This is a genomic window from Nocardia inohanensis NBRC 100128, assembly GCF_001612945.1.
Classification (GTDB): Bacteria; Actinomycetota; Actinomycetes; order Mycobacteriales; family Mycobacteriaceae; genus Nocardia; species Nocardia inohanensis.
Map to the genome: position 1 here is coordinate 886,632 of NZ_BDBK01000002.1, position 22,379 is coordinate 909,010.

Consider the following 22,379-nt stretch of genomic DNA (forward strand, 5'->3'; position numbering starts at 1 on the left):
CCCCATCTTTCGGGGGCATATCCTCCCGGGACCAGCCGGTTCTTTGTGAAGTCTATGAGGGTGCATGTATCCGGGTCATCCCGGATGGCGTCGGTCCGGGAACATCTACACACTGGACAGCATGACTTCGAACGTCTCGGAATCCGTCACTCTGGACAAGGGTGCAGCCGGGGTAGCCGCCCGGGCCACCGACCTTGTGAAGCTCTACGGGTCCGGCGATACGCAGGTCCGCGCGTTGGCCGGGGTGTCGGCCGACTTCGCGAGGGGGGAATTCACCGCGATCATGGGCCCGTCCGGGTCCGGAAAATCGACCCTCATGCACTGCCTCGCCGGTCTCGACTCGGCCACCTCGGGGGCGGTGCACATCGGTGACACCGATCTGACCAAGCTCTCCGACAAGCAGATGACCGCGCTGCGGCGCGATCGCATCGGCTTCGTCTTCCAGGCGTTCAACCTGGTGCCCACCCTGACCGCGCTGGAGAACATCACCCTGCCGCTGGATATCGCGGGCCGCAAGGCCGACGAGGAGTGGTTGTCCACCGTGCTCAAGCGGCTGGGCCTGACCGATCGCCTCACCCACCGCCCCAGCGAACTCTCCGGCGGCCAGCAGCAGCGCGTGGCCTGCGCCCGCGCGCTGGCCGGTAAGCCGGAGATCATCTTCGGGGACGAGCCGACCGGCAACCTGGACTCCAGATCCTCCGGCGAGGTGCTCTCGATCCTGCGCGCGGCGGTCGACGAATTCCATCAGACGGTGGTGATCGTGACGCACGATCCGCGCGCGGCCTCCTACGCCGACCGGGTGGTGTTCCTCGCGGACGGTCAGATCGTCGACGAATTGCGTTCGCCCACCGCCGATTCCGTGCTCGACAAGATGAAGTCGCTGGAGACCGTCTGATGTCCGGTAGTCCTATGCGCAAGGTCGCCTTGCGTAATCTCGCCGCGCACAAGGTGCGGTTGGCGCTCACCCTGCTCTCGGTGGTGCTGGGCACCGCGTTCATCGCGGGATCGTTCGTGTTCACCGATACCTTGCAGCGCAGCTTCGACGATATCTTCGCCAATCAGGCTCAGGGCGTCGATGTCCGGGTGCAGCCCAAAGAGCAACAGTCCCTGGGCCTTCCGAACGAGGTCGTGGAGAAGATCTCGGCCATGGACGGGGTGCGGACGGTGGCCCCGGCCGTGAACGGGCCGATCGTCATGGTCAAGGACGGCAAGGCGGTGCAGACCGGTGGCGCGCCCACCTTCGGCACCTCCTACCTGCCGCCGGAGAAGGCTGTCGCCAAACCGGATCCGTTCATCGCGGGCGGGCCGCCGACCAAGACCGGCGAGATCGCGATCAACGAGGGCGGGGCCGATCGGGCCGGACTGCACGTGGGCGATCAGACCAAGGTGCTGATTCCGTCCAAGGGCACCAAGGACGTCACCGTCAGCGGTATCTACCAGCTGCCGGGCAATTCCGGCGGCTTCATCAATGTGCTCTTCGACGACCAGCAGGCGCGCGAACTCTTCACCGACGGCAAGCATGTCGCCTTCGTGGATGTCGCGGCCAAGCCCGGTTATTCGCCGGACGCGCTGCGCGAGGAGATCGCGAAGGCGTACCCGGACTACAAGGTGCAGAACGGCGATCAGGTCCGCGAGGACATGAAGAAGCAGGTCGGCGACGCGCTCAAGTTCATCAACTACTTCCTGCTCGCCTTCGGCGCCATCGCGCTGATCGTCGGCACCTTCATCATCTACAACACCTTCTCCATGCTGGTCGCGCAGCGACTGCGGGAACTCGCGCTGCTGCGCGCGGTCGGCGCCAGCAGCGGGCAGGTCGGGCGCTCGGTGGTGGGCGAGGCGCTCATTATCGGAATCATCGGCAGCGCACTGGGTCTGGCTGCGGGCATCGGCCTGGCGTTCGGGCTGTCGGCGGTCCTGAACGCCTTCAACCTGGGCCTGCCGACCGGTTCCATGAAGGTGCTGCCGCGCACCGTGCTGGTCGCCATCGCGGTGGGCGTGCTGGTGACCGTGGTCAGCGCGTACGCACCGGCCCGGCGCGCCGCGACCACCCCGCCGGTCGAGGCCATGCGGGAGGTCTTCGGATCGTCCAATGAGACGAAACGTCTGGGTACGGTCTCCGGTGCGCTGGTGACCGGGCTGCGTAGCCTGCGCCTCGGCGCGCTCGCCGCCGGCGTGCAGCGCGTCTTCCAATCCAAGTGGACGCGAACGGTTTTCGGTGTGCTGCTGGCCGTGGCCGGCGCGGTGCTGGTGGTGGCCGGGGCACAGGGCACCGGCGGCAATGCGGCAGCGGTCGTCGGCGTCGGCGCGCTGACGCTGATCCTCGCGGTGCTGCTGGCCTCGCCGGCCTTGTCGCGGCCGGTGATCGGGGTGCTGAGCGTGCTGGTGAAGCCGTTCGGTCCGGTCGGGCAGATGGCGCGGAACAACGCGCGCCGCAATCCGCGCCGGACCGCGGCCACCGCGTTCGCATTGACGCTGGGCCTCATGCTGGTTTCGGCCATCGGCATGCTCGGCGCTTCGGCGAAGGCCAGCATCACCGATCTGGTGGACAAGGGCGTCAAGGCCGACTACATCCTGGCCGGGCAGCAGAACAGCCTGGTCAATATTCCGCTGGTCGCCACCCCGGCGGCGCAGCAGGTCCCCGGCGTCGCGGATGTGGTGCCGCTGCATCTGGTCGCGGTGAAGGTCGGCGACGATCAGCTGCTCGGCACCGTGCCGGAAGGACAGCTGGACAAGGTCCTCAGCTACGACATCGAGCAGGGCTCGGGGCAGCTCGGTGACCACGACATCATGGTCTCGGAAACCGAAGCGGCGGAACGGAACTGGAAGGTCGGCGACAGCGTCGAACTGAAGCCGGTCGATCCCTCCCAGAAGGAGCCGTACCAGGTCACCGTGTCCGGCATCTACAAGGACACCCAGCTGCTCGGCGCGATGGTCGCGCCCATGGCGGTCTACGAGAAGATGGTGTCGCAGAGCTTCCGCAGCAGCTTCCTGGTGCTGATCACCGCGCAACCCGGCGCCGATGTGCAGGCCATGCGCGGCGACCTGGAGCAGGCGATGGAGCCGTTCATCGTCGTGCAGGTGCAGGACCGTGACGATTTCAAGGGCGCGCAGGGCCGCCAGATCAACACCATGCTGGCGATCCTGTACGGACTGCTGGCGCTGGCGGTGGTGATCGCCATCCTCGGCATCGTGAACACGCTCGCGCTGTCGGTGGTGGAGCGGCGGCGCGAGATCGGCATGCTGCGCGCGGTCGGCATGCAGCGGGCGCAGGTGCGGCGCACCATCTATCTGGAATCCATGCTGATCGCCATCTTCGGCGGTGTGGTCGGCGTGGTGCTCGGGCTCGCGCTCGGGACCGGGTTCCTGAAAACGCTGCGGGATCTCGGGCTCACCGAAATCACCGTGCCCTGGGGACAGATCGTGCTGATGGTCGTCGCCTCCGGCGTGGTGGGCGTGCTCGCCGCGCTGTGGCCGGCGGTCCGGGCGGCGCGCACCCCGCCGCTGGCGGCCATTGTCGACGTGTAGCCGCAGACGCTGAAAAACGCAGGGGCCCCGCCATTCCGGCGGGGCCCCTGGTCGTTCAGAGCGGGCCGGGTCCGGCCGCCGGGAGGGACAGCGTGGAGACCGGCGGCGTCGCGGGGCCCAGCGAAGACGATTTGTTGCTGTTCACGATGATCGCGATGACGATGATGGCGGTCACGATGACCGCGACGATGCCGAAGATGATCCAGCCGACCGGACTCGAACTCCGCTGCTGCGGAAGGTAATTCGTGACCGGCGGGCGCTGCTGGAAGTGCTGCGGCTGATAGACCGGACCGGGATTGACCCGCGGGCCCGGCCCCAGCTGCGGCCCCTGGCCTGCGTGCGGCACCGGCCCCACCTGCGGCGCGCGACCCGACGAAACCCCCGGCACGGCGCCCATGGGCGAATTCGGGTTCAGCGGGTGCCCTTGGCTGGCTTGCGGATTGAGGCCCAACGGCGGAATCTGGCCGATCGGCTGGCCCTGGCTCACCTGCGGGTTCGGGCCGATCGGCTGGCCCTGGCTCACCTGAGGATTCGGGCCGAGTTGTGGTCCTTGGCCGACGGGCATCGGGCCGGGTTGGGCGAGCGGGCGGGGCTGCGGAGCCGGGCCCGACTGCCCGACGGGGCCGACCGGCGGACGCGGCTGCTGCACGATCGGCTGCGGGCGGATCGGCGTCGGGGGCCGGGGGATCACCGGCTGCGGATGCGCGGGCGTGGGCGGGCGCGGGGCGGCGAGCGCGCGCTCCACGGCGGCGGCGAATTCGACGCAGGAGCGGAAGCGGTCCTGGGGGCGCTTGGCCAGGGCCCGGCCCAGGACGGCATCGATGGGGCGCGGCAGTTCGGGGCGCAGGGGGGTGGCCGGGGGCGGCGGCTGCTGGAGGTGGCCGCGAATGACGGCGGCGGGGCTGGTGCCCTCGAACGGCACCGCGCCGGTGAGCAATTGGAACAGGGTGCAGGCCAGCGCGTACTGGTCGGAACGGCCGTCCATGGTGGCGCCGGTCAGCTGCTCGGGGGAGGCGTAGGCCAGGGTCGCGGTCACCGTGCCGGTCTGGGTGAGATGGCCGGTGTCGTCACGCAAGCGGGCGATGCCGAAATCGGTGAGGTAGACCCGCTCCCCGCCCGCGCCGGCCCGATTGGAGGAGCGCGCGAGCAGGATATTCGCGGGCTTCACATCACGATGCAGGACGCCGCGGGCATGCGCGTAGTCGAGCGCCTTGGCGGTCTCGGTGATGATCTGCGCCGCCCGCAACGGCGGCAGTGAACCCGGATTGACGGCCGAGGCATTCACGCCGTCGATGTACTGCATGGAGATCCACAGCTGCTCACCCTCGGTGCCGCGGTCGTACACGGTCACGATATTCGGATGATCGAGCTGCGCGACCAGGTCGGCCTCGCGGACGAAGCGGGCGCGAATCTCGTTATCGGAGAACATCTCCTGGTTCAGCAGCTTGAGCGCCGTCATGCGCGGCAACCGCGGATGCTTGGCCAGGTACACCGACCCCATACCGCCGCGACCGAGCTCGCGGTCGATGACATAACCGGCGAACACATCACCACGCTGCAAGGCCGAGCCCCCGTTTCCACGAGACAGATCCGCAGGCAGCCTACCGCGTCGCGCCGGGCCGCCCGAGCGGTCCGAGTCCGCCGGGAGCCGGATCAGCCGCTCTGACCTGCGTTCGCGTGTGCCCATGCCAAAACATCTCCGCGATCCAGGGCGACTGCCAACAGCTCCGGGAAACGATCCGGCGTACAGGCGAAAGCGGGCACGCCCAGGGCGGCGAGCGCGGCGGCATTGTCGTGGTCGTAGGCGGGTGCGCCGTCGTCCGAGAGCGCCAGCAGCACCACCACCTGCACGCCCGATTCCTGCATGGCACGGACCCGCTTCAGCATCTCGGCGCGCACGCCGCCCTCGTAGAGATCGGAGATGAGGACGAACAGGGTGTCGGCGGGCCGGGTGATGAGCGACTGCGAATAGGCGATGGCGCGATTGATATCCGTGCCGCCGCCCAGCTGGGTACCGAACAGCACGTCCACCGGATCGGACAGCTTGTCGGTGAGATCCACGACGGCGGTGTCGAATACGACCAGCGAGGTCTTCAGCGATCGCATGGACGCCAGCACCGCGCCGAACACCGACGCGAACACCACGCTGGAGGCCATCGAGCCGGATTGGTCGATTGCCAGCACCACATCCCGCCGGACCGCCTGGGCTTTGCGCCCGTAACCGACGAGGCGCTCCGGCACCACGGTCCGATGCTCCGGCAGGTAATTCGCGAGGTTCTTCCTAATAGTCCGATCCCAGTCGATATCCCGCAGTTTCGGCCGCGTCACCCGCGCCGCGCGGTTCAACGCCCCGCCCACCGCCGCCACCGTCTGCGCCGCGATCCGCCGTTCGATATCCCGCACCACCTGCTCGACCACCGTGCGCGCGGTCGCCTTGGTGGTCTCGGGCATCACCCGGTTCAGGCTCAGCAGCGTCCCCACCAGATGCACATCCGGCTCGACCGCCTCCAGCAACTCCGGTTCCAGCAGCAGTTCGGTGAGGTTCAACCGCTCCACGGCATCGCGTTGCAGCACCTCGACCACGGTGGACGGGAAGTATTTGCGGATATCGCCGAGCCACCGCGAAACCTGCGGCGCGGATCCGCCCAGCCCGCCCGCTTTGCGCCCCGCGTTCCGGCCGCGCTCCTCGGAGTCGTAGAGCGCACCCAGCGCCCGGTCCATGGCGGCGTCGTCGGCATTGCCCAGCCCGCCTATCCCGGACTCGGATTCACCGGCCGCGCCGAGCACCATCCGCCAGCGCCGCTCGCGTCCCTCGTCGATCTCGCTCACGCCATTCCTCCCGCTACCCCCAGGATCTCCGCCACCGCAGGCAGCGCCAGTTCGCCACGGGCGGAGTCGTATTCGGTGCTGTGCCGGCTCGGGCCGGTCGTCGTGCCGTGCCGGACGGCCTGGCCGATCGCCTGGCGCTCACCCGGGTCGAACGCGCCGAAGGTGCGGCGGAGCAGGGGAAGGGTGGCCAGGAACTGGGGTTCGTCCAGACCGGCGAGCCAGGTGTCGATGAGCGACAGCAGATTTCGGTCGTGCACCAGCAGCAGGCCGCGGCCGCCGAGGAAGCCGTCGACCCAGGCGGCCTTGTCGATGGCGGTGCGGCCCACCGACAGGGCCGCGGACAGTCGCCGGGCCGATTCGTCCGCGTCGATCAGCTCGGCGTCACAGAGCAGGCGCACGGCACGTCCGGACAGGCCGCCGTGTACATCGTCGCGGTCGGCGAGATCGCGCAGGGCGGTGCACCAGGTGGTGTCGGCCCAATCGTCGGACCGAGCCGAAAGCGCCTGGTGGACAGCGTCGATCAGGGCGCGCAGGGCGTTCGCGGCGGCGGTGTCCAGGCCGGTGACGGCGCTGGGCAGACCGGCGCAGGAACGCAGCAGCAGGCTGTCCGCGACCCGGGCCAGGGCGACCGTGTCGGTTCTGCGGACATCGCCGTAGCGCAGGGTGCGCAGCACGCCGGGGAGCGCGGCCAGCAGATGGGTGACGTCGTGGTCTAGTGCCGCAACCGATTCCAGGCGGGTGATCAAGCCGAGGGTCGCGCCGGACAGGTCGGCCAGCAGCGCCGACTCCAGCGCGGCGGCGACCACGCCCACGGTCGCATCGGGGTAGGCGACCCGGTCGAGGATCTCGGCCTCGGCCGCCGTGCGCAGCGTCGTACCCCAGCGCGCCGCCTCCACGATCGAGACGGCCAGTTCGGGACGCCATTGCAGGGTCCAGGTCTCACGGAAGGTGCCGGTGGCGCGGACCTGGCTGTCGGTGAGCTTGCCCCATTCGATGCCCAGTACCCGGAGCCGGTGCAGCAGCCGGGATTTGGCCAGCCCACGGTCGGTGCGCAGGTCCAGATCCACGGTCTTCTCCTGCGCCAGCCGCTCCAGCCGCAAGCTTCTGGCCTGCTTGATCAGGTCGGCTTCGAGGGGGACCGTCGGGGTGTCCGCCGGGACCGCGCCCAGCGCTTCACCCACCACCAGCTCGGTGCTGACCAGGCGCAGCATGGTTTCGTCGCCGTCGCAGAGGACGGCGCGGGTGGCCTCGGTGACCTCGGACAGGCCCGCCAGCGGGCGTCCGCGCAGGGTGGCGAGGGTATCGGCGAGCCGCACCGCTTCGATGATGTGCGCGCTCGACACCGGAAGATCGTGTGCGCGCAGGGTTCCCGCGACCTTGGTGAGCCAGCGCACGATCGGCTGCTCGGTCTGGGTGAACAGGTGGTGGTACCAGCCGGGGGAGGTGATGCCCGCGCCGTATCCGGAGGAGCTGGACAGGCGTGCGTGCGTCCACGGCACCCAGGTCAGCGTGGCCTTGCCCTTGGGCAGGCCCTTCAGCAGCCGGGCGTCCGGGGCGGCGGGGCCGAGTTTGCCCGACAGCGCCGGGCCGTGCCAGGCCCCGCACACGATGGCCAGGCGTAACGCCCCCGCCTTCAACGTCTTTCGCATCATCTGCCGCATGTACGCTTCGCGGCGCAGCGTGTGCGCGTCGATGTCGGCGGTCTCGCGCAGCGCGGTCATCGCCTCGTTGACGGCATCGAAGATGTCTGCGTCCGAGGCTGATTCGACGATGGCGTCCCACCAGCGCTCGGCATCGTCGTAGCCGCCCGCGGCCGCCAGGTCGGCCAGCGGGTCGGTGCGGTCGCCGGGCTCGTTCTCCATGGCGAGGGTCATGGCGGCCGGGAGATCGAAAAAGCCTGCGGCTACCGCGTTTTCGGCCGCGTACTCCAGGGCCTGCCATTCGGGGGAGAAGACCGCGAACGGCCAGAGCACGGCGCGCGCCGGTTCGTCGGGGTGGTAGCCGAGCAGCGCCACCGGCGGCTCCATGCCCTCGGCGGTGACGTAGCCGATCAACGGGTCGGCATCGGCGGGGCCTTCGATGAGAATCGCGTCGGGACCGAACTTTTCGAGGGCCAGGCGCAGCGAGCGCGCCGAACCGGGACCGTGGTGGCGGATGCCGAAGATCCGGGTCTCCGCCGCCCCGGTGGTGGTCGCGGCGGTCATCAGCTCACCTCGCGGCAGGCCCGGTAGAAGTCGGCCCAGTCGGCGCGCGGGCGCACCACGGCCTCCAGATATTCGGTCCACACCACGGCGTCCGCCACCGGATCCTTGACGACCGCGCCGAGCACCGCGCCCGCGATATCGGCGGGGCGCAGGACGCCGTCACCGAAGTGCGCGGCCAGGGCCAGACCGTTGGTGATCACCGAGATGGCTTCGGCGGTGGACAGGGTGCCCGACGGCGATTTGAGTTTGGTGCGGCCGTCGGCGGTGATGCCGGAACGCAGTTCGCGGAAGACCCGCACCACTCGCCGCACCTCTTCGGCGGCGGCGGGCACGGCGGGCAATTCCAGTGCGGCGCCGAGCTGTTCGACCCGGCGCGCGACGATGGCGACCTCTTCCTCCTCGTCGGAGGGCAGCGGCAGCACCACGGTATTGAAGCGGCGGCGCAGCGCGGAGGAGAGTTCGTTGACGCCGCGATCGCGGTCGTTGGCGGTGGCGATCAGGTTGAAGCCCTTCGCCGCCTGCACTTCGGTGCCGAGCTCCGGGACCGGGAGGGTCTTCTCGGACAGCACCGTGATGAGCGCGTCCTGCACGTCGGAGGGGATGCGGGTGAGCTCCTCCAGCCGGGCGATGCCGCCGGTGCGCATGGCGGTCATGATCGGCGAGGGCACCAGCGCGGCCTCGCTCGGGCCTTCGGCCAGCAGGCGGGCGTAGTTCCAGCCGTAGCGGATGGACTCCTCCGCGGTGCCCGAGGTGCCCTGCACCAGCAGCGTCGACCGTCCGGAGATGGCGGCCGAAAGGTGTTCCGACACCCAGGTTTTCGCGGTGCCCGGCACGCCGATGAGCAGCAGTGCGCGATCGGTGGCGAGGGTCGCGACGGCGACCTCCATCAGCCGGTGCGGGCCCACGTACTTGGGGCTGATCACGGTGCCGTCGGCGAGTTTGCCGCCCAGCAGGTAGGTGACCACCGCCCACGGCGAGAGCCGCCACGACGGCGGGCGCGGGCGGTCGTCATGCTGCGCGAGGGCGGCGAGCTCGGTGGCGAAGGCTTGTTCGGCGTGTGGGCGCAGCAGCGCGCCGGGCTCCTCGGTGATGGTCACTGCAACTCCTCGAGCATCGTCTTGCGTTGAATGAGGTCGTGGGCCAGCTGGTCGAAAGCCTGCTCCCAGTACGGATCTCCGCACTTACGGGCAATGGCGGTCACCATGGGTTCCGCGGTCACGGGGAAGTGCGCCGACGCGGCCCGGAACAGCGTCCGATAGGAACCGGGTACCAGGCTCGGCCCACCCGGCCGGTCGGCGGAGAGCTGTGCGCGCTCCAGCAGCAGCCGCAGCACGTGCTCGGCCATCGCGCCCGGCCACGGATGCGGCACCGCGCGCAACAGCGATTCGATCTCGGCCAGCCAGCTGCTGTCCAGCCGGCGCAGATGCCGGACCTGATCCTGCAATGGCTGCAAGGCGAACAACTCGCGCAGCTTGTCGCTGTCGGCGGCCCCGGCCGGAGTGGCGGCATAGTTCGCGAACAACACCCGTGCCCATTCCGGATCCCGTTGCGCCAGCGTGGCATCCGACCATCCGGCGAACAGCGCGCCCCGGATCTCCTCCGCCACCGCGATATCCATCGCCTGCTCCGCCGACCCCAAAGCGCGTTCCCAATGCCGCAGCGGCGTCCCGGCCACCACCCGCTGCAACCACTCACCGGACAGATCCGGCGCACCATCGGCGCGATAGCTGGTGTACCCGTACGAATCTCCCACCCCGTCCCGCCGCGCCGAATCATCCAGCACCCCCGGCCCGGTGGTGGTGAGCTGAGGCCGAATCACCCCCTTGCCGAAGTTCAGCCAAGCCCCCGCCCGCTGCGCCATCCGCCCGGCGAAAGCCGACTCCGGCAGCCGCCCGAGCAGATCCGCCGCCAGCCGCCGCACTTCCGCACGCCGATCATCGAGCGCGGCCTCGAGCAGGTTTTCGTCGGCCGGCGACAGCCCATCGCCGAGAACGGCCAGCAGCTCGGCCTTTCCGGCCCCGGACTCGGTGTCCCACGAAGCCGCCAGTGCTTCCCGCGCCGCCTCGGGATCCTGCCGCCGCAACTGCGCCAGCCACTGCCGCCGCTCGGCCGCCCGCCCGTGCGACCACACCGAGGCATCCTCGATATCGGCTCGCACCAGAGTCCGCCACCCCGGATGCCGCTCCGCGAGCCACCGCCCCCGCGCCCCCGCCAACCGCAACAACGGCTCCCGATGCGCCGCAAGCCCTTTGGCCCGCTCCAGCACAATGCTCACCAGCCCGTCCGGCACCCGATAGTCGTACGGCCGCACCGCCTCGAACCACTCCGCCAGAAACGGCGAATTGCCCGCCAGCAATCCGGCCAACCGTGCGGCAGCCGCCCCCGGCAACACCGCCCGCCCATCCTCCCCAGCCGCCGCCCCGACCTCGGCTCGCCCGGCAAGCACACCGCCGCGCGCAAAACAGTCTTGCAGCGCAACGGTTTCGAGCAACACCACCGCCGGATCGCGTGGCGCGTCCACCTCCGCGATTCCCCGCACCGCACCGACGGCAGTTTCGCCGCTCTGCGCCACCGCCGTCGTGGAAGTGGAATCGGTTCGCGTTGTCGTCAGGGATACGGGTGGTGCGACGAGTCGGTCGGTGGGGGTCGGTGCGGCGCCGACTTCGTTCGTTCCCGTGGTCCGCCCGCCCGAGATCGGGGCCTCGGTCACGCGGTTTGTCGGTGCTGCGATGTCGCTCTGCTGCGAAAGCTGGTACATCGCCGCACCGCCCGGCGCGGGTTTGCTCGTCAGGCGTGCCGTCAATGTCGCGACCGGTGCCGGGAGGTCGGCGGTGTGGGGCGTGCGGCGGGCCGTGCCGACCAGTGCGGTCGATACCAGTTCCGCGAGAGTTCCGTCCGGGGTCGCGGGGATCGGCGATGTGCCGGTCGGATTCCCTTCGCCGACGCCGGCGTCCACGATCTCGCCCGCGGTGAGCGCGGAGAGTGGGAGGAAGCCGGCTGCCGTCCACTCGCCGATGACGGTCACGGGGTTGCCGCCGGAGAGGCCGAGCAGTCGCCACGGTTCGCCGTCGCCTATCGCTAGCGGCAGCGCGGTGCCGTCGGATTCGACTACGTGCCAATCGTTTTCGTTGCAGACCGGCACCACGTCGGTCACTACGACCGGCCAGGCGCGTAGGAACGGGTCTGCGCCGACCGCGCGCGCGTGGGTCCGCAACGCGGCCTCGATGCTGCCGGGTCGCACCGTGCCCGGGTGGTTTCCGGTCGTGGCGGCCGGGGCCGGCAATGCGGTGCGCGGGAGGGTGGTGAAGGGTTCCGGGGTCCAGTGGCGGGTGCCCCAGATCGCGCGCAGCGGTGCGGCGGCCGGATAGAAGTGCAGGTCGGCTTCGACCATATGGCCCGGTGGCGGGGTGTCCGGGGGGAAGCTCGGCGAACCGTGGTGGTGGTCGATGAGCAGAGCCCAGCGGGTGGTGGTGCGGCCCAGCAGCAGGACTCGGCGGGTGTAGAGCGCCTCGTCGGAGGTGACTCGCGTGGACAGGACCATCCACCGGTCGCGGACCGGAGGTTCGGTGCGCACGGAATCGACGGGGGTCGAGTAGCCGATATGGCTGCGGACGGTCGCGCGGAGGGCGGGGGAGAGGGCGTCGAGGCGGCGGTGCGCGGTGGCCAGCAAATGCAGGCGGGCATATTCGCGCAGCAGTTGTTGCGGCCAATTCGGGCCCGCGGCGAGCAGGGGGAGGCGACGCAGAGTCCCGGCCACGCCGGGGGCTTGGGCATCCACCATGCGGCGGGCCATCGCGTCGCAGGCCACGTAGGAGCGGTCGGTTTGGGCGAGGCCGGTGCGGACCTGGTCGGTCAGCCAAATCTCCAGGTCGGCCAGTCCGGCGGTGACCCGGGCGCGGCGCTTGTCGGCGGCGTTCGAGGTGCGCGGCGCGGCCGGGCCGGTCACCGCCGGGCTCGATTCGGGTGTGTCGGCAAGCGCCATCCGGCGTCCCCCTTCCGTGTCACCTCAATTTCTATCGGAGGCCACCGACAAGTATCGGCGCCGCCGCGGCAAGGTGAAAAGGCTTATGCGAAAAGCTGATTCGGCAAACCTGTGGCGAACAGAAGCCGGTGCGCCCCGCCGCGCCCCGGAAACCCGCTGACCGCCGCGCGGTAGGGTGCCCGATATGCCGCGTGTCGCGATCGAATACTGCACCCAGTGCCGCTGGCTGCTCCGGGCCGGCTGGATGGCCCAGGAACTGCTGACCACCTTCGCCACCGACCTCTCCGAAGTGGCGCTCGTCCCCGGCGAGGGCGGCGTCTTCCGCATCACGGTGGACGGCGACCAGATCTGGGAACGCAAGGCGGACGGCGGTTTTCCCGATATCGCCGTGCTCAAGCAGCGGGTGCGCGACCGGGTCGCCCCCGGCCGCTCGCTCGGCCACTCCGACAAGCAGGACGAGAACTAGCAGCAGCCCCCGCCGCCACAGCAGCCGCCACCGGCGGGCGGGGCCATCGGCGCGCTCGGCGCACCGCCGCGCGTCACCGTCCCGAACGTGGTCAGCAGCTTGACGGTGTCGTCATGGCCCTGCGGGCAGCTCGCCGGATCCGAGGCTTGCGCCATCGGACGGACGGTTTCGAAGGTGTCGCCGCAGCTGCGGCAGCGATAGGCATAACTCGGCACGCGCCCGAGGGTAGACGACGCCGCGCCGCCGGACATCGCCGTACGCGCCCGCGCTCACCCAGTACCCTCGAATTTACGGAGTACAGAGGAGGTTGGTGTGAGCACTCGGTTCTTCGACACGCTGACGGACGCGGACACCGACCCGGTCGCCCGGACCGCGTACGGGGAGGTGCGCGGCCGGCGCGAGGGTCCGATCGCGGTGTGGCGCGGCATCCCGTACGCCGCGCCGACCGGCACCCGGCGCTTCAAGCTGCCGCAGCCGCCGCAATCCTGGACCGGTGCGCGCGACTGCGGGCAGGTCGGGCAGATCGCACCGCAGGCCCCCGGATTCGTCCCGGTCGACGGCTCGATGCGAGTCGGCGAGGACTGTCTCTGGCTCAATGTGTGGGCGCCGGCCGAACCGACCGACGAACCCCGCCCGGTGCTGGTGTGGCTGCACGGTGGCGCGTTCTGCCTGGGCACCGCGGGGCAGGCCATCTACGACGGGCGCAAGCTGGCCGAGACCGGCGGCGTGATCGTGGTGACGGTGAACTACCGGCTGGGCGCGCTCGGGTTTCTGGATCTCTCCTCGCTGGGCAGCGACTTCACCCCCAATCTCGGCCTGCACGACCAGCTCGCCGCCCTGGAATGGGTGCGCGACAATATCGGCTCCTTCGGCGGCGATCCGGGCAATGTCACCCTCTTCGGCGAATCCTCCGGCGCGGGCTGCGTGACCGCGCTGCTCACCTCGCCGCGCGCGGCCGGCCTGTTCCATCGCGCCATCGCCCAATCCCCGCCCGCCACCACGGTTTTCGGTGCCGATCGGGCCGCGGTGGTGGCCAAACGCTTCCTGCATCTGCTGGAGCTGCCGCCGGATCGGGCGGCCGAACTGTTCGATATGCCCCTGGAACGCTTGATGGCCGCCGCCGTCGTGCTGCTCGACGAGGTGCCAGTGCGCGAGCCCGGCCGGCTCGCCGCCGCCCCGGTGGTGGACGGCGACCTGCTGCCCGCCTACCCGAGTGAGCGCTTCCAGGAAGGCCGTTCGCACCGGCTGCCGTTGCTCATCGGCACCAACAAGGACGAGGCGTCGCTGTTCCGGCTGTTCCGTTCGCCCATCATGCCGGTCACCCCGGACGCGGTGAACGAGATGCTGCGCGGGGTGGCGGCCGAGCATCCGGGGCTCTCGGCCGAGCGCATCGCCGAGATCGCTTCCGCCTATGAGGATCTGAGCCCGCGCGGGGCGCTCACCATGTCCGGCGACGCCGCCTTCCGGATGCCCGCGCACTGGGTGGCCGACGCGCACTCCCGGCACTCACCGACCTGGATGTACCGCTTCGACCACGCCACCCCCATGCTCAAAGCGGCCCGGGTGGGCGCGGGGCACGCCACCGAATTGCCTTATATCTTCGGCAATTTCGGCTCCTTCGACCGCGACCCCACCTTCTGGCTGGGCGGACGTAAAGCGGCGCAGGAGGTTTCGGGCCGGATGATGCGGCGCTGGCTGGCCTTCGCCGAATTCGGCGTGCCCGCCGCACTGGACGGCTCCAAGCATTGGCCGCCCTACAACGAAACCGCCCGCACCACCCTGGTCATCGATGCCGTGGACCGGGTCGTGGACGACCCGGACGGCGACCGCAATTCGGTCTGGGGCGACGAGGTCGTCGGCTTCTACTGAACCCTGGACGTGGCGCGCTTACCCAGCTGTGCGGGTATGCGCGCGTATCCGTGCAGGTTGTGCAGCGGACGGCGTTGCGGCGCACCGGCCAAGGCGAGATCGGGGAACCGCTCGAACAGCGACCGCAGCGCGTACACGCCCTCCATGCGCGCCAGGCTCGCCCCCAGGCAGGTGTGGATGCCGCTCGAGAACGTCAGGTGCTCACGGGCATTCGCGCGGGTGACATCGAAACGATCCGGGAATTCGAACTTTCCGGGATCGCGGTTGCAGCCGGCCAGGGACATCACCACCACGCTGCCCTGCCGCAGTCGCGTGCCCGCGATCTCCACATCGCAGAGCGCGGCCCGCGCGGTCGTCTGCACCGGGGCGTCGAACCGCAGGATCTCCTCGACCGCGTTCGGCCACAGCTCCTCGTCCTCGCGCAGCAGCGCCAATTGCTCACGGTGCGAAAGCAATTGCACGATGCCGTTGCCGATCAGGTTCACCGTGGTCTCGAACCCCGCGCCCATGAGCAGGCTCGCGGTGGCCTTCAATTCGGTGTTGTCGAGGTCGCCCGCGCTGACCAGGCTGCTCAGAATGTCCTCGCCGGGCTCCACCCGCAGCCGCGCGATGTGCTCGTCGAGGTAGGCGTCCATATCGAGCATGGAGGTGATCGCGGTGCGCCAGGTCTTCCACGGAATGCCGAAGTCCAGCAGGGGGCTCATCACATCGCCCCAGGCCAGGAACTGTTCCCGGCGCGAATCCGGGAACCCCAGCATTTCCGAGATGATGGCGATCGGCACCTGCGCGGCGAAATCGGCGACCAGATCCGCGGAACCGTCCGCGGGCAGGGCGTCGAGCAGTTCGACCGTCACCGACTCCACCCGATCCCGCAGCCGCGCGATGGCGCGCGGGGTGAACGCCGCCGACACCGACTTGCGCAGCCGGGTGTGCTCGGGCGGATCGCTGATCAGCATGGACGGCGGCTCCACCGGATTCGGCGGGATCTCGGCCGCTTTGACCGTGCGATGCAGCCACTGCGGAATCTCGAACCCGTCGATGCCGAAGACCCCGAAGCGATTGTCGCGCAGCAGGTTCCGGCTGATCTCGTAATCGACGGTGGCCCAGCTGATCGGGCTGTGCGCCAGCCGCCCCTGCCGGCGCAGCTCCTCGATGTAGGGGTACGGGTCGGCCAGTCCGTCGGCGGTGCCCATCAATTGCGCGAAGGGGTTTCCGCGCCGCGCCTGCACCCGCATCAGCATCCGGGCCGATCCGTGCTCCACCAGCCAGCGCGCCACATACCGCGGGTTCATCATCGCGAAAACTCCCTCGTCGTCGGATGATTCCACGGTACGGAAACCGACCGGGCGGCGGAACATGCCGCGGAGGGACCGCCGGCTCCTACCGGGGTAGGACCTGTCAGCCCCGCTGGGCGGTCACCCGTTCGCTCGCCACCCGCCGTTCCCGCAGCGCCTCGTCCGGATGCGCCACCTGCACCAGCGACGCGCCCGCCGCGAACACCGCCAGCAGGCCGTCGATCAGTTCGGTGGGCGTCTCCCACGGCGTCGTGGACAGCACCCGGTCCTCGGTCGTGAACCCCTGCCGCGCAGCCGATTTCCGGGCCTCGGCCATCACCGCCGAAACCGACATGCCATCCAGTGCGCAGCCCGCCCCGCCCGGCCGGAATTGGTCACCGTGCACCCGCACCGAGGTCGCGTAATCGGTGATGCCGACGGGCAGATCCTTGACCGGCAGGCCCATCGGGTCCAGCGACAGCGCCGCGATCTCCGGAATATCGCCCGCCTCGTCGATGCGGTCGGCGGTCACCAGCGCCAGCTCGGCGTCCGGATCGGCATTCAGCACCACCTCCGCGCCGGCCCACCAGCAGCCCAGCAGCACCGCCGCGGTCTGCCAGTGCGCGGGCAGCAGCACCGCCACCCGCGCGCCCGCGGAGAGCCCGAACTCGTCGCGAATCATATTGGCGGTCTTGGCCGCCCAATTGGCCAGCGTCAAAGCGGACAATTCGATCCGCGCCCCGGTGGCGTCGTCGTAGAAGGTAATGCGAGGGCCCGCCGGATCACGGGCCAGGATGGGTTCGAGTACGGCGTCGGTGAGGGTCTCGCTCAGTTCACGCATTTCGGTCCGTTCTGCCCGGCATCGATGGGTGGCGCCGGCGGCACCGGCGTCGCCGTGGTCGCACTGCCGGAGAGATCCATGGTGGTGGTGCCGGTACTCGCCGCCGAACCGGGACCAGAGTAGTCACTTGCCAGCACCACGCGCACCGAACCCTCGGGTAGGCCCGCCTCCGCGATGACCGGCAGCCCGCCGAGCGCCTTGGCCACCGCCCGCGCCTTCGGGTTGCTCGCATTCGCGGCCAGCACCCGGCTGCTCTGGATGGGACCGCCGATCCAATTGTCGACGCTGCCGGTGCGGAAGCCCTTGGCGGTCAGCGCCTGCGCGGCCTGGCCGGCGAGGCCGCCGGTGCCGCTGGCGTTGTAGACGTCGGCGGTGACGGTGGACGGGTCGACGCCGCCGGTCTCGTCGTGCGTGGTCTCTTCGTCGCCGACCATCTTGCCGACGTATTTGCGCACCGCCTCCGGATCGACCTTCACCACCGATTCGCCGTCGTCGGTCCAGCCGTTGAGGTCCTTGACCGGGATGGTCTCGAATTTGACCTGGCCGCCGGAGAGGTCCTGGAGCTGGTTCAGGAACTTCAGCACATCCCAGTTGTCGTCGAGCACGACCGTGCGGCCGACGGCGTCGCTGAGCTCCTGCAACCGGCCGGGGCTGGTGAGGGTCTTGGCGCTGAGCACCTGGTGCACCAGCTGGGCCATGAACACCTGCTGGCGCACGATCCGGTCCAGATCGCCGCGCGGCAGCTCGTGGCGCTGGCGCACGAAGCTCAAAGCCTGTGCGCCGTCGAGCTTCTGGCGGCCGGCGGGGAAGTCGGCGCCCGAGAGCGGTTCGTAGACGGCGTTGTTCAGGCAGACGTCGACGCCGCCGACGGCATCGGTGAGCAGTACGAAGCCGAGCAACCCGACTTCGGCGTAGTGGTCGACGGTGATGCCGGTCAGGTTGCCGACGGTCTTGATCAGCGCCTGCCGCCCGGACTGCGTGGAGCGCTTGTCCGCCTCGGTCGCCGAGACGCCCTTGTCCAGCAGTTTCTGCTGTTCGTTCAGCTTCGTCACGCCGTAGGCCGAATTGATCTTGCCCTTGCCGAGTCCCGGAATATCCACGTACGAGTCGCGCGGAATCGAGATGGCGGTGGCCGAGCTGCCGTCGTTGGGCACCCGGATCAACACGATGGTGTCGGTATTGAGCCCGACCTCGTCGCCCGCGTGCAACATGGCCCGCTCGTCCTCGGAGAGCGGATTGCCGTGCGCGTCGGTGCGCGAGTCGATGCCCACCATGAGAATGTCCACCGCGCCGTCGCGGCCCCCGCCCAGCCCGAGATTGCCGATCCGCTCGATCGAGGAGACCAACCGGTCCACCTGATACCAGCCGAGCCCGGTCACCATCAGCACCAGCGCCGCCGCGACCATGGCCAGCGCCCGCAATGGATTCGACCGCCGCGCGCGCGACCCACGGATCGGGCGCGACGGTAGCGGCGCGGATGCCCTCGTGCTCTCCGGCAACCCTGGTGTCCTTTCCGGTGGTCGGCCGACATCCCCCCGCCGATCGAGGTGATACCGCTGGAATGCCCCCGGTATGCAGGCTAGACGCGCCGGGGTGCCGGAACGCGTAGCCGACGCTCCGTGAGTCGTGCGCGATCGGCCCCGGATTCGCCGGGAGCGCGGGCGTTTGCGCAGGTGGTGACGCATGTGCGAAAGACCGGGCCGCCGTGTCACACTGGCCGCCGTGACTGCCGCCGCCGTGACCAAGACCACCGCCACCCCGCTCGTCGTCACCGGTGCGCGGGGGCAATTGGGGCGGGCGCTGCTCGAACTGGCGCCCGGCGCGCGGGGATTCGGGCGCGCGGAGCTCGACATCACCGATCCGGTGGCCGTGCGGGCGGTGCTGCGCCCCGGTGACGTGGTGCTCAACTGTGCCGCGTATACCGCCGTCGACCAGGCCGAATCCGATATCGACGCGGCCTTCGCCATCAATGCGACGGGTCCGGAGGTGCTGGCCCGGGCCTGTGCCGAAGCGGGGGCGCGGCTCATCCACCTCTCCACCGATTACGTCTTTCCGGGCAAGTCCGATCACCCGTATGAGACCGGCGATCCGACCGGACCGGCCACCGTCTACGGACGGTCGAAATTGGCTGGGGAGCAAGCGGTTCTGGAGTTCGCGCCGGATGCCCGGATTGTCCGCACAGCCTGGGTGTACACCGGGCGCGGCGCGGATTTCGTGGCCACCATGCGCCGCTTGGAAGCCGAGCGCGAGACGGTGACCGTGGTGGCGGATCAGATCGGTTCGCCCACTTACGCGCCCGACCTCGCTGCGGGTTTGCTGGAGCTCGCCGCACAGCCCACCGCACCGCGAATCCTGCACGCCACCAACGCCGGACAGGCCAGTTGGTATGAACTTGCCCGCGCCGTGTTCACCGGCCTCGGCGCCGATCCGGAGCGCGTACGCCCCTGCGGCACCGCCGATTTCCCCAGACCCGCTCCGCGCCCGGCGTATTCGGTCCTTTCGGGCAAATCCTGGGCCGCTGCCGGACTTGTCCCGCTTCGGGACTGGAAGGCGGCGCTGGACGACGCACTGCGCACCATCTCCGGCTAGGCTGAGCGTCCGTGAGCCCCTCGGATTCCCCCGGCCGCCCGACCCTGGCCGTAGTCACGGTGACCTACTCGCCCGGCGAGCACCTGGAACACTTCATCAGCACGCTGGCCACCGCCACCAGTGAGAAGCCCCAGGTCATCCTGGCGGACAACGGATCCACCGACGGCTCGCCGGAGCTAGCCGCCGAAGCCAACGAACACGTCCGGCTGCTGCGCACCGGCGGCAATATCGGTTACGGCGGCGCCATCAACCGCGCGGTCGCCGAAATCGATCCGGAGATCGAGTTCATCGTCATCTCGAACCCCGATATCCGCTGGGGCACGGACGCCATCGACAAACTGCTGGAAGCCGCCCGCCGCTGGCCGCGCGCCGGCGCACTGGGCCCGATGGTGCTGGAGCCGGACGGCAGCGTCTACCCGTCCGCGCGCGCCGTGCCCGGCATCGCCGACGGCGCGGGCCACGCCATCCTGGGCAGCATCTGGCCGTCCAACCCGTGGACCCTGCGCTACCGCCAGGACAACGAGCAGATCTCCGAACGCACCGTCGGCTGGCTCTCCGGTTCCTGCCTGCTGGTGCGCCGCGCCGCCTTCGACTCCATCGAGGGCTTCGACTCCCGGTACTTCATGTACATGGAGGACGTGGACTTCGGTGATCGCATGGGCAAGGTCGGCTGGCACAATGTCTTCGTGCCGTCCGCCGAGGTCACGCATGCCAAGGGGCATGCGGCGGGCAAGCACCCGGAGACCATGCTCCCGGCGCACCACGCCAGCGCCTACCGCTTCCAGGCGGACCGGCATCCACACTGGTGGCAGGCTCCACTGCGGGTCGCGCTCAAGGCCGGACTTGCGATCCGCTGCAAGCTTGCGGTTCGATCCGCACTGCGCGAACGAGACCGCGCGGCACTGTCCTGACTCGGATCGTGCCTCCAGACAACCGGAACACAGGGGAGATGATGGCGAACAGCGGCAATGGTGCCGGGTCCACCGACGCGGTGATCCTGGTCGGCGGCCAGGGCACACGCCTGCGCCCGCTGACCCTCTCCGCGCCCAAGCCGATGCTGCCCACCGCGGGTCTGCCCTTCTTGCAGCACCTGCTGGCCCGCATCGCCGACGCCGGCATCACCCATGTGGTCCTCGGCACCTCCTACAAGGCGGAGGTCTTCGAGGACCGTTTCGGGGACGGCTCCGAATTCGGCCTGGAGATCGAGTACGTCACCGAGACCGAGCCCCTGGGCACCGGCGGCGGCATCCGCAATGTGCTCGGCAAGCTCCGCAACGACACCGTGATGGTCTTCAACGGCGACGTGCTGGGCGGCACCGACCTGGGCGCGATCCTGGAGACCCATCACTCCTCGAACGCCGACGTCACCCTGCACCTGGTCCGGGTCAGCGACCCGCGCGCCTTCGGCTGCGTTCCGACCGACGAGAACGGCCGGGTCACCGCGTTCCTGGAGAAGACCCAGGATCCGCCGACCGATCAGATCAATGCGGGTTGCTACGTCTTCCGCCGCGAGTACATCGAGAAGATCCCCGCCGGTCGCCCGGTCTCGGTCGAACGCGAAACCTTCCCGTCCCTGCTCGCCGAGGGCGCGCACATCCAGGGCCATGTGGACATGTCCTACTGGCGCGATATGGGCACCCCGGAGGACTTCGTGCGCGGCTCGGCCGACCTGGTCCGCGGTATCGCACCCTCGCCCGCTCTCCCGGGCCAGCGCGGGGAATCCCTCGTGCACCCGGGCGCGGGTGTGGCCCCGGGTGCGTTGCTGATCGGCGGCACCGTGGTCGGCCGCGGCGCCGAGGTCGGCGCCGGGGCTCGCCTCGACGGCGCGGTCCTGTTCGACGGCGCCTGCGTGGAAGCCGGTGCCACCGTGGAGCGTTCGATCATCGGCTTCGGTGCCAAGATCGGTCCGCGGGCCCTGGTCCGCGACGCCGTGATCGGTGACGGCGCGATCGTCGGCGCGCGGTGTGAACTGCTGCGCGGCGCCCGGGTCTGGCCCGGGGTGGAGATCCCGGACGGTGGTATCCGCTTCTCCACCGACGTCTGATTCATTCCCGAATCGGCCGCTCACCAACTGGTGAGCGGCCGATTTCGTCTGCGCTGGAGGGCGGTTCGGGAAATCATCGCGCTGTGCATGGATAGCTTGTCTAGCAATGCTAGAGTTTGTGCATGAGTGCAATCCAGAATCGGAAAGAGCGGGAACGCGCCGGCCGGCATCAGCTGATCATCGATACCGCCCGCCAAATCGCCGAGACCGATGGCTGGGACGCGGTCACGGTGCGCAAGCTGGCGGATCGCATCGAGTACAGCCAGCCGGTGCTGTACTCGCACTTCGCGGGCAAGGACGCGATCGTCTCGGCCGTCGCCATGGAGGGTTTCGCGGAACTCGCCCTCGCCACCCGGAAGGTACGCAAGGCCGCACCCGATGCCGCCGCCGCGGTCACCGCCGTCGCACAGGGCTACCTCGACTTCGCCCGCGACAAGCCCGCCCTCTACGACGCCATGTTCCTGCTGCGCACCGAATTGAAATTCGGGCCCGATGCCCCGCAGCCTTTGCAGGACGCCTTCGTCGAACTGTTGCAGACCTTCGCGCCCTTCGCCGCGCCCCACGACGCGGAGACCTTCACCGAGGTGGCCTGGAGTGCCCTGCACGGCCTCGCCACCCTGGATCGAGGTGGTCGGCTGCGGCCCGACTTTCGTGCCGAACGAATGGAGATCCTTGTGTCCCAATGGATCCAGCCCGCCTGAACCGCCGGGCCGCGGCGCGCCACGACCGCCGCGGTGACCTCGCATTCGGACGCGA

17 protein-coding genes are annotated in these 22,379 nt (G+C 69.7%); 8 read left to right on the top strand and 9 right to left on the bottom strand.

From position 1 onward, the window contains the following. Window positions 1–121: 121 nt before the first annotated feature. Both NI1_RS10385 and NI1_RS10390 read left to right on the top strand, forming a co-directional pair. Window positions 122–895, top strand: a complete 774-nt coding sequence (locus NI1_RS10385; RefSeq protein ID WP_067818147.1) for an ABC transporter ATP-binding protein — start codon at window positions 122–124, stop codon at window positions 893–895. After that, window positions 895–3,525 carry an ABC transporter permease gene (locus NI1_RS10390; protein ID WP_174564470.1) on the top strand — a complete coding sequence of 877 codons (2,631 nt, stop codon included), beginning with the start codon at window positions 895–897 and terminating at the stop codon, window positions 3,523–3,525. Before NI1_RS10385 ends, NI1_RS10390 begins: the two co-directional genes overlap by 1 nt. A gap of 55 nt (window positions 3,526–3,580) precedes the next feature. Here NI1_RS10390 and NI1_RS37085 read toward each other — a convergent pair whose 3' ends face one another. From NI1_RS37085 to NI1_RS39820, 5 genes are all read right to left on the bottom strand, one after another. Next, complete coding sequence (locus NI1_RS37085; RefSeq protein ID WP_245663152.1) at window positions 3,581–5,071, bottom strand: serine/threonine-protein kinase; 1,491 nt, start codon at window positions 5,069–5,071, stop codon at window positions 3,581–3,583. Window positions 5,072–5,178: 107 nt separating this feature from the next. Then, window positions 5,179–6,315 carry a VWA domain-containing protein gene (locus NI1_RS10400; protein WP_084522990.1) on the bottom strand — a complete coding sequence of 379 codons (1,137 nt, stop codon included), beginning with the start codon at window positions 6,313–6,315 and terminating at the stop codon, window positions 5,179–5,181. A gap of 35 nt (window positions 6,316–6,350) precedes the next feature. After that, entirely contained in the window at window positions 6,351–8,558 is a 2,208-nt protein-coding gene (locus NI1_RS10405) for a DUF5682 family protein (RefSeq protein ID WP_067817378.1), read from the bottom strand. Then, window positions 8,558–9,655, bottom strand: coding sequence for an ATP-binding protein (locus NI1_RS10410; RefSeq protein ID WP_157535034.1), 1,098 nt, complete (start codon window positions 9,653–9,655; stop codon window positions 8,558–8,560). The genes NI1_RS10405 and NI1_RS10410 overlap by 1 nt, the downstream gene beginning before the upstream one ends. Further along, window positions 9,652–12,540 (bottom strand): DUF5691 domain-containing protein, encoded by a 2,889-nt coding sequence (locus NI1_RS39820; protein ID WP_157535035.1) that lies wholly within the window; start codon window positions 12,538–12,540, stop codon window positions 9,652–9,654. Before NI1_RS39820 ends, NI1_RS10410 begins: the two co-directional genes overlap by 4 nt. A 184-nt stretch (window positions 12,541–12,724) precedes the next feature. Here NI1_RS39820 and NI1_RS10420 point away from each other — a divergent pair, with 184 nt between their 5' ends. Then, window positions 12,725–13,006, top strand: coding sequence for an Rdx family protein (locus tag NI1_RS10420; RefSeq protein ID WP_067817384.1), 282 nt, complete (start codon window positions 12,725–12,727; stop codon window positions 13,004–13,006). On the opposite strand, the gene NI1_RS10425 is transcribed toward NI1_RS10420, so the two are convergent. Beyond that, entirely contained in the window at window positions 13,003–13,221 is a 219-nt protein-coding gene (locus NI1_RS10425) for an FmdB family zinc ribbon protein (RefSeq protein WP_067818152.1), read from the bottom strand. The genes NI1_RS10420 and NI1_RS10425 overlap by 4 nt on opposite strands. A 97-nt stretch (window positions 13,222–13,318) precedes the next feature. Between NI1_RS10425 and NI1_RS10430 the strand changes: the two genes are divergently transcribed. Further along, entirely contained in the window at window positions 13,319–14,875 is a 1,557-nt protein-coding gene (locus NI1_RS10430; protein ID WP_067817387.1) for a carboxylesterase/lipase family protein, read from the top strand. Here the strand turns inward: NI1_RS10430 and NI1_RS10435 are convergent. From NI1_RS10435 to NI1_RS10445, 3 genes are all read right to left on the bottom strand, one after another. Further along, entirely contained in the window at window positions 14,869–16,167 is a 1,299-nt protein-coding gene (locus NI1_RS10435; RefSeq protein WP_067818154.1) for a cytochrome P450, read from the bottom strand. The two genes, NI1_RS10430 and NI1_RS10435, sit on opposite strands and share 7 nt — an antisense overlap. A 106-nt stretch (window positions 16,168–16,273) precedes the next feature. Next, a complete protein-coding gene (locus NI1_RS10440; protein WP_067817390.1) occupies window positions 16,274–16,990 on the bottom strand; it encodes a TIGR03089 family protein in 717 nt (238 codons plus the stop codon). After that, complete coding sequence (locus NI1_RS10445; protein WP_067818155.1) at window positions 16,978–18,396, bottom strand: LCP family protein; 1,419 nt, start codon at window positions 18,394–18,396, stop codon at window positions 16,978–16,980. The genes NI1_RS10440 and NI1_RS10445 overlap by 13 nt, the downstream gene beginning before the upstream one ends. Window positions 18,397–18,712: 316 nt before the next feature. Here NI1_RS10445 and rfbD point away from each other — a divergent pair, with 316 nt between their 5' ends. The 4 genes from rfbD to NI1_RS10465 all read left to right on the top strand — a co-directional run bounded on the left by rfbD (window position 18,713) and on the right by NI1_RS10465 (window position 22,324). Next, window positions 18,713–19,579 carry a dTDP-4-dehydrorhamnose reductase gene (rfbD, locus tag NI1_RS10450; RefSeq protein ID WP_245663153.1) on the top strand — a complete coding sequence of 289 codons (867 nt, stop codon included), beginning with the start codon at window positions 18,713–18,715 and terminating at the stop codon, window positions 19,577–19,579. An 11-nt stretch (window positions 19,580–19,590) separates the two neighbouring features. Continuing rightward, the gene (locus tag NI1_RS10455) at window positions 19,591–20,490 is read left to right on the top strand and encodes a glycosyltransferase family 2 protein (RefSeq protein WP_067817393.1); all 900 of its coding nucleotides are present in this window, start codon (window positions 19,591–19,593) and stop codon (window positions 20,488–20,490) included. A gap of 41 nt (window positions 20,491–20,531) precedes the next feature. Next, the gene (gene manB, locus NI1_RS10460; RefSeq protein WP_157535069.1) at window positions 20,532–21,623 is read left to right on the top strand and encodes a mannose-1-phosphate guanylyltransferase; all 1,092 of its coding nucleotides are present in this window, start codon (window positions 20,532–20,534) and stop codon (window positions 21,621–21,623) included. A gap of 122 nt (window positions 21,624–21,745) precedes the next feature. Then, a complete protein-coding gene (locus NI1_RS10465; protein WP_067817399.1) occupies window positions 21,746–22,324 on the top strand; it encodes a TetR/AcrR family transcriptional regulator in 579 nt (192 codons plus the stop codon). The last annotated feature ends 55 nt before the right edge of the window (window positions 22,325–22,379 follow it).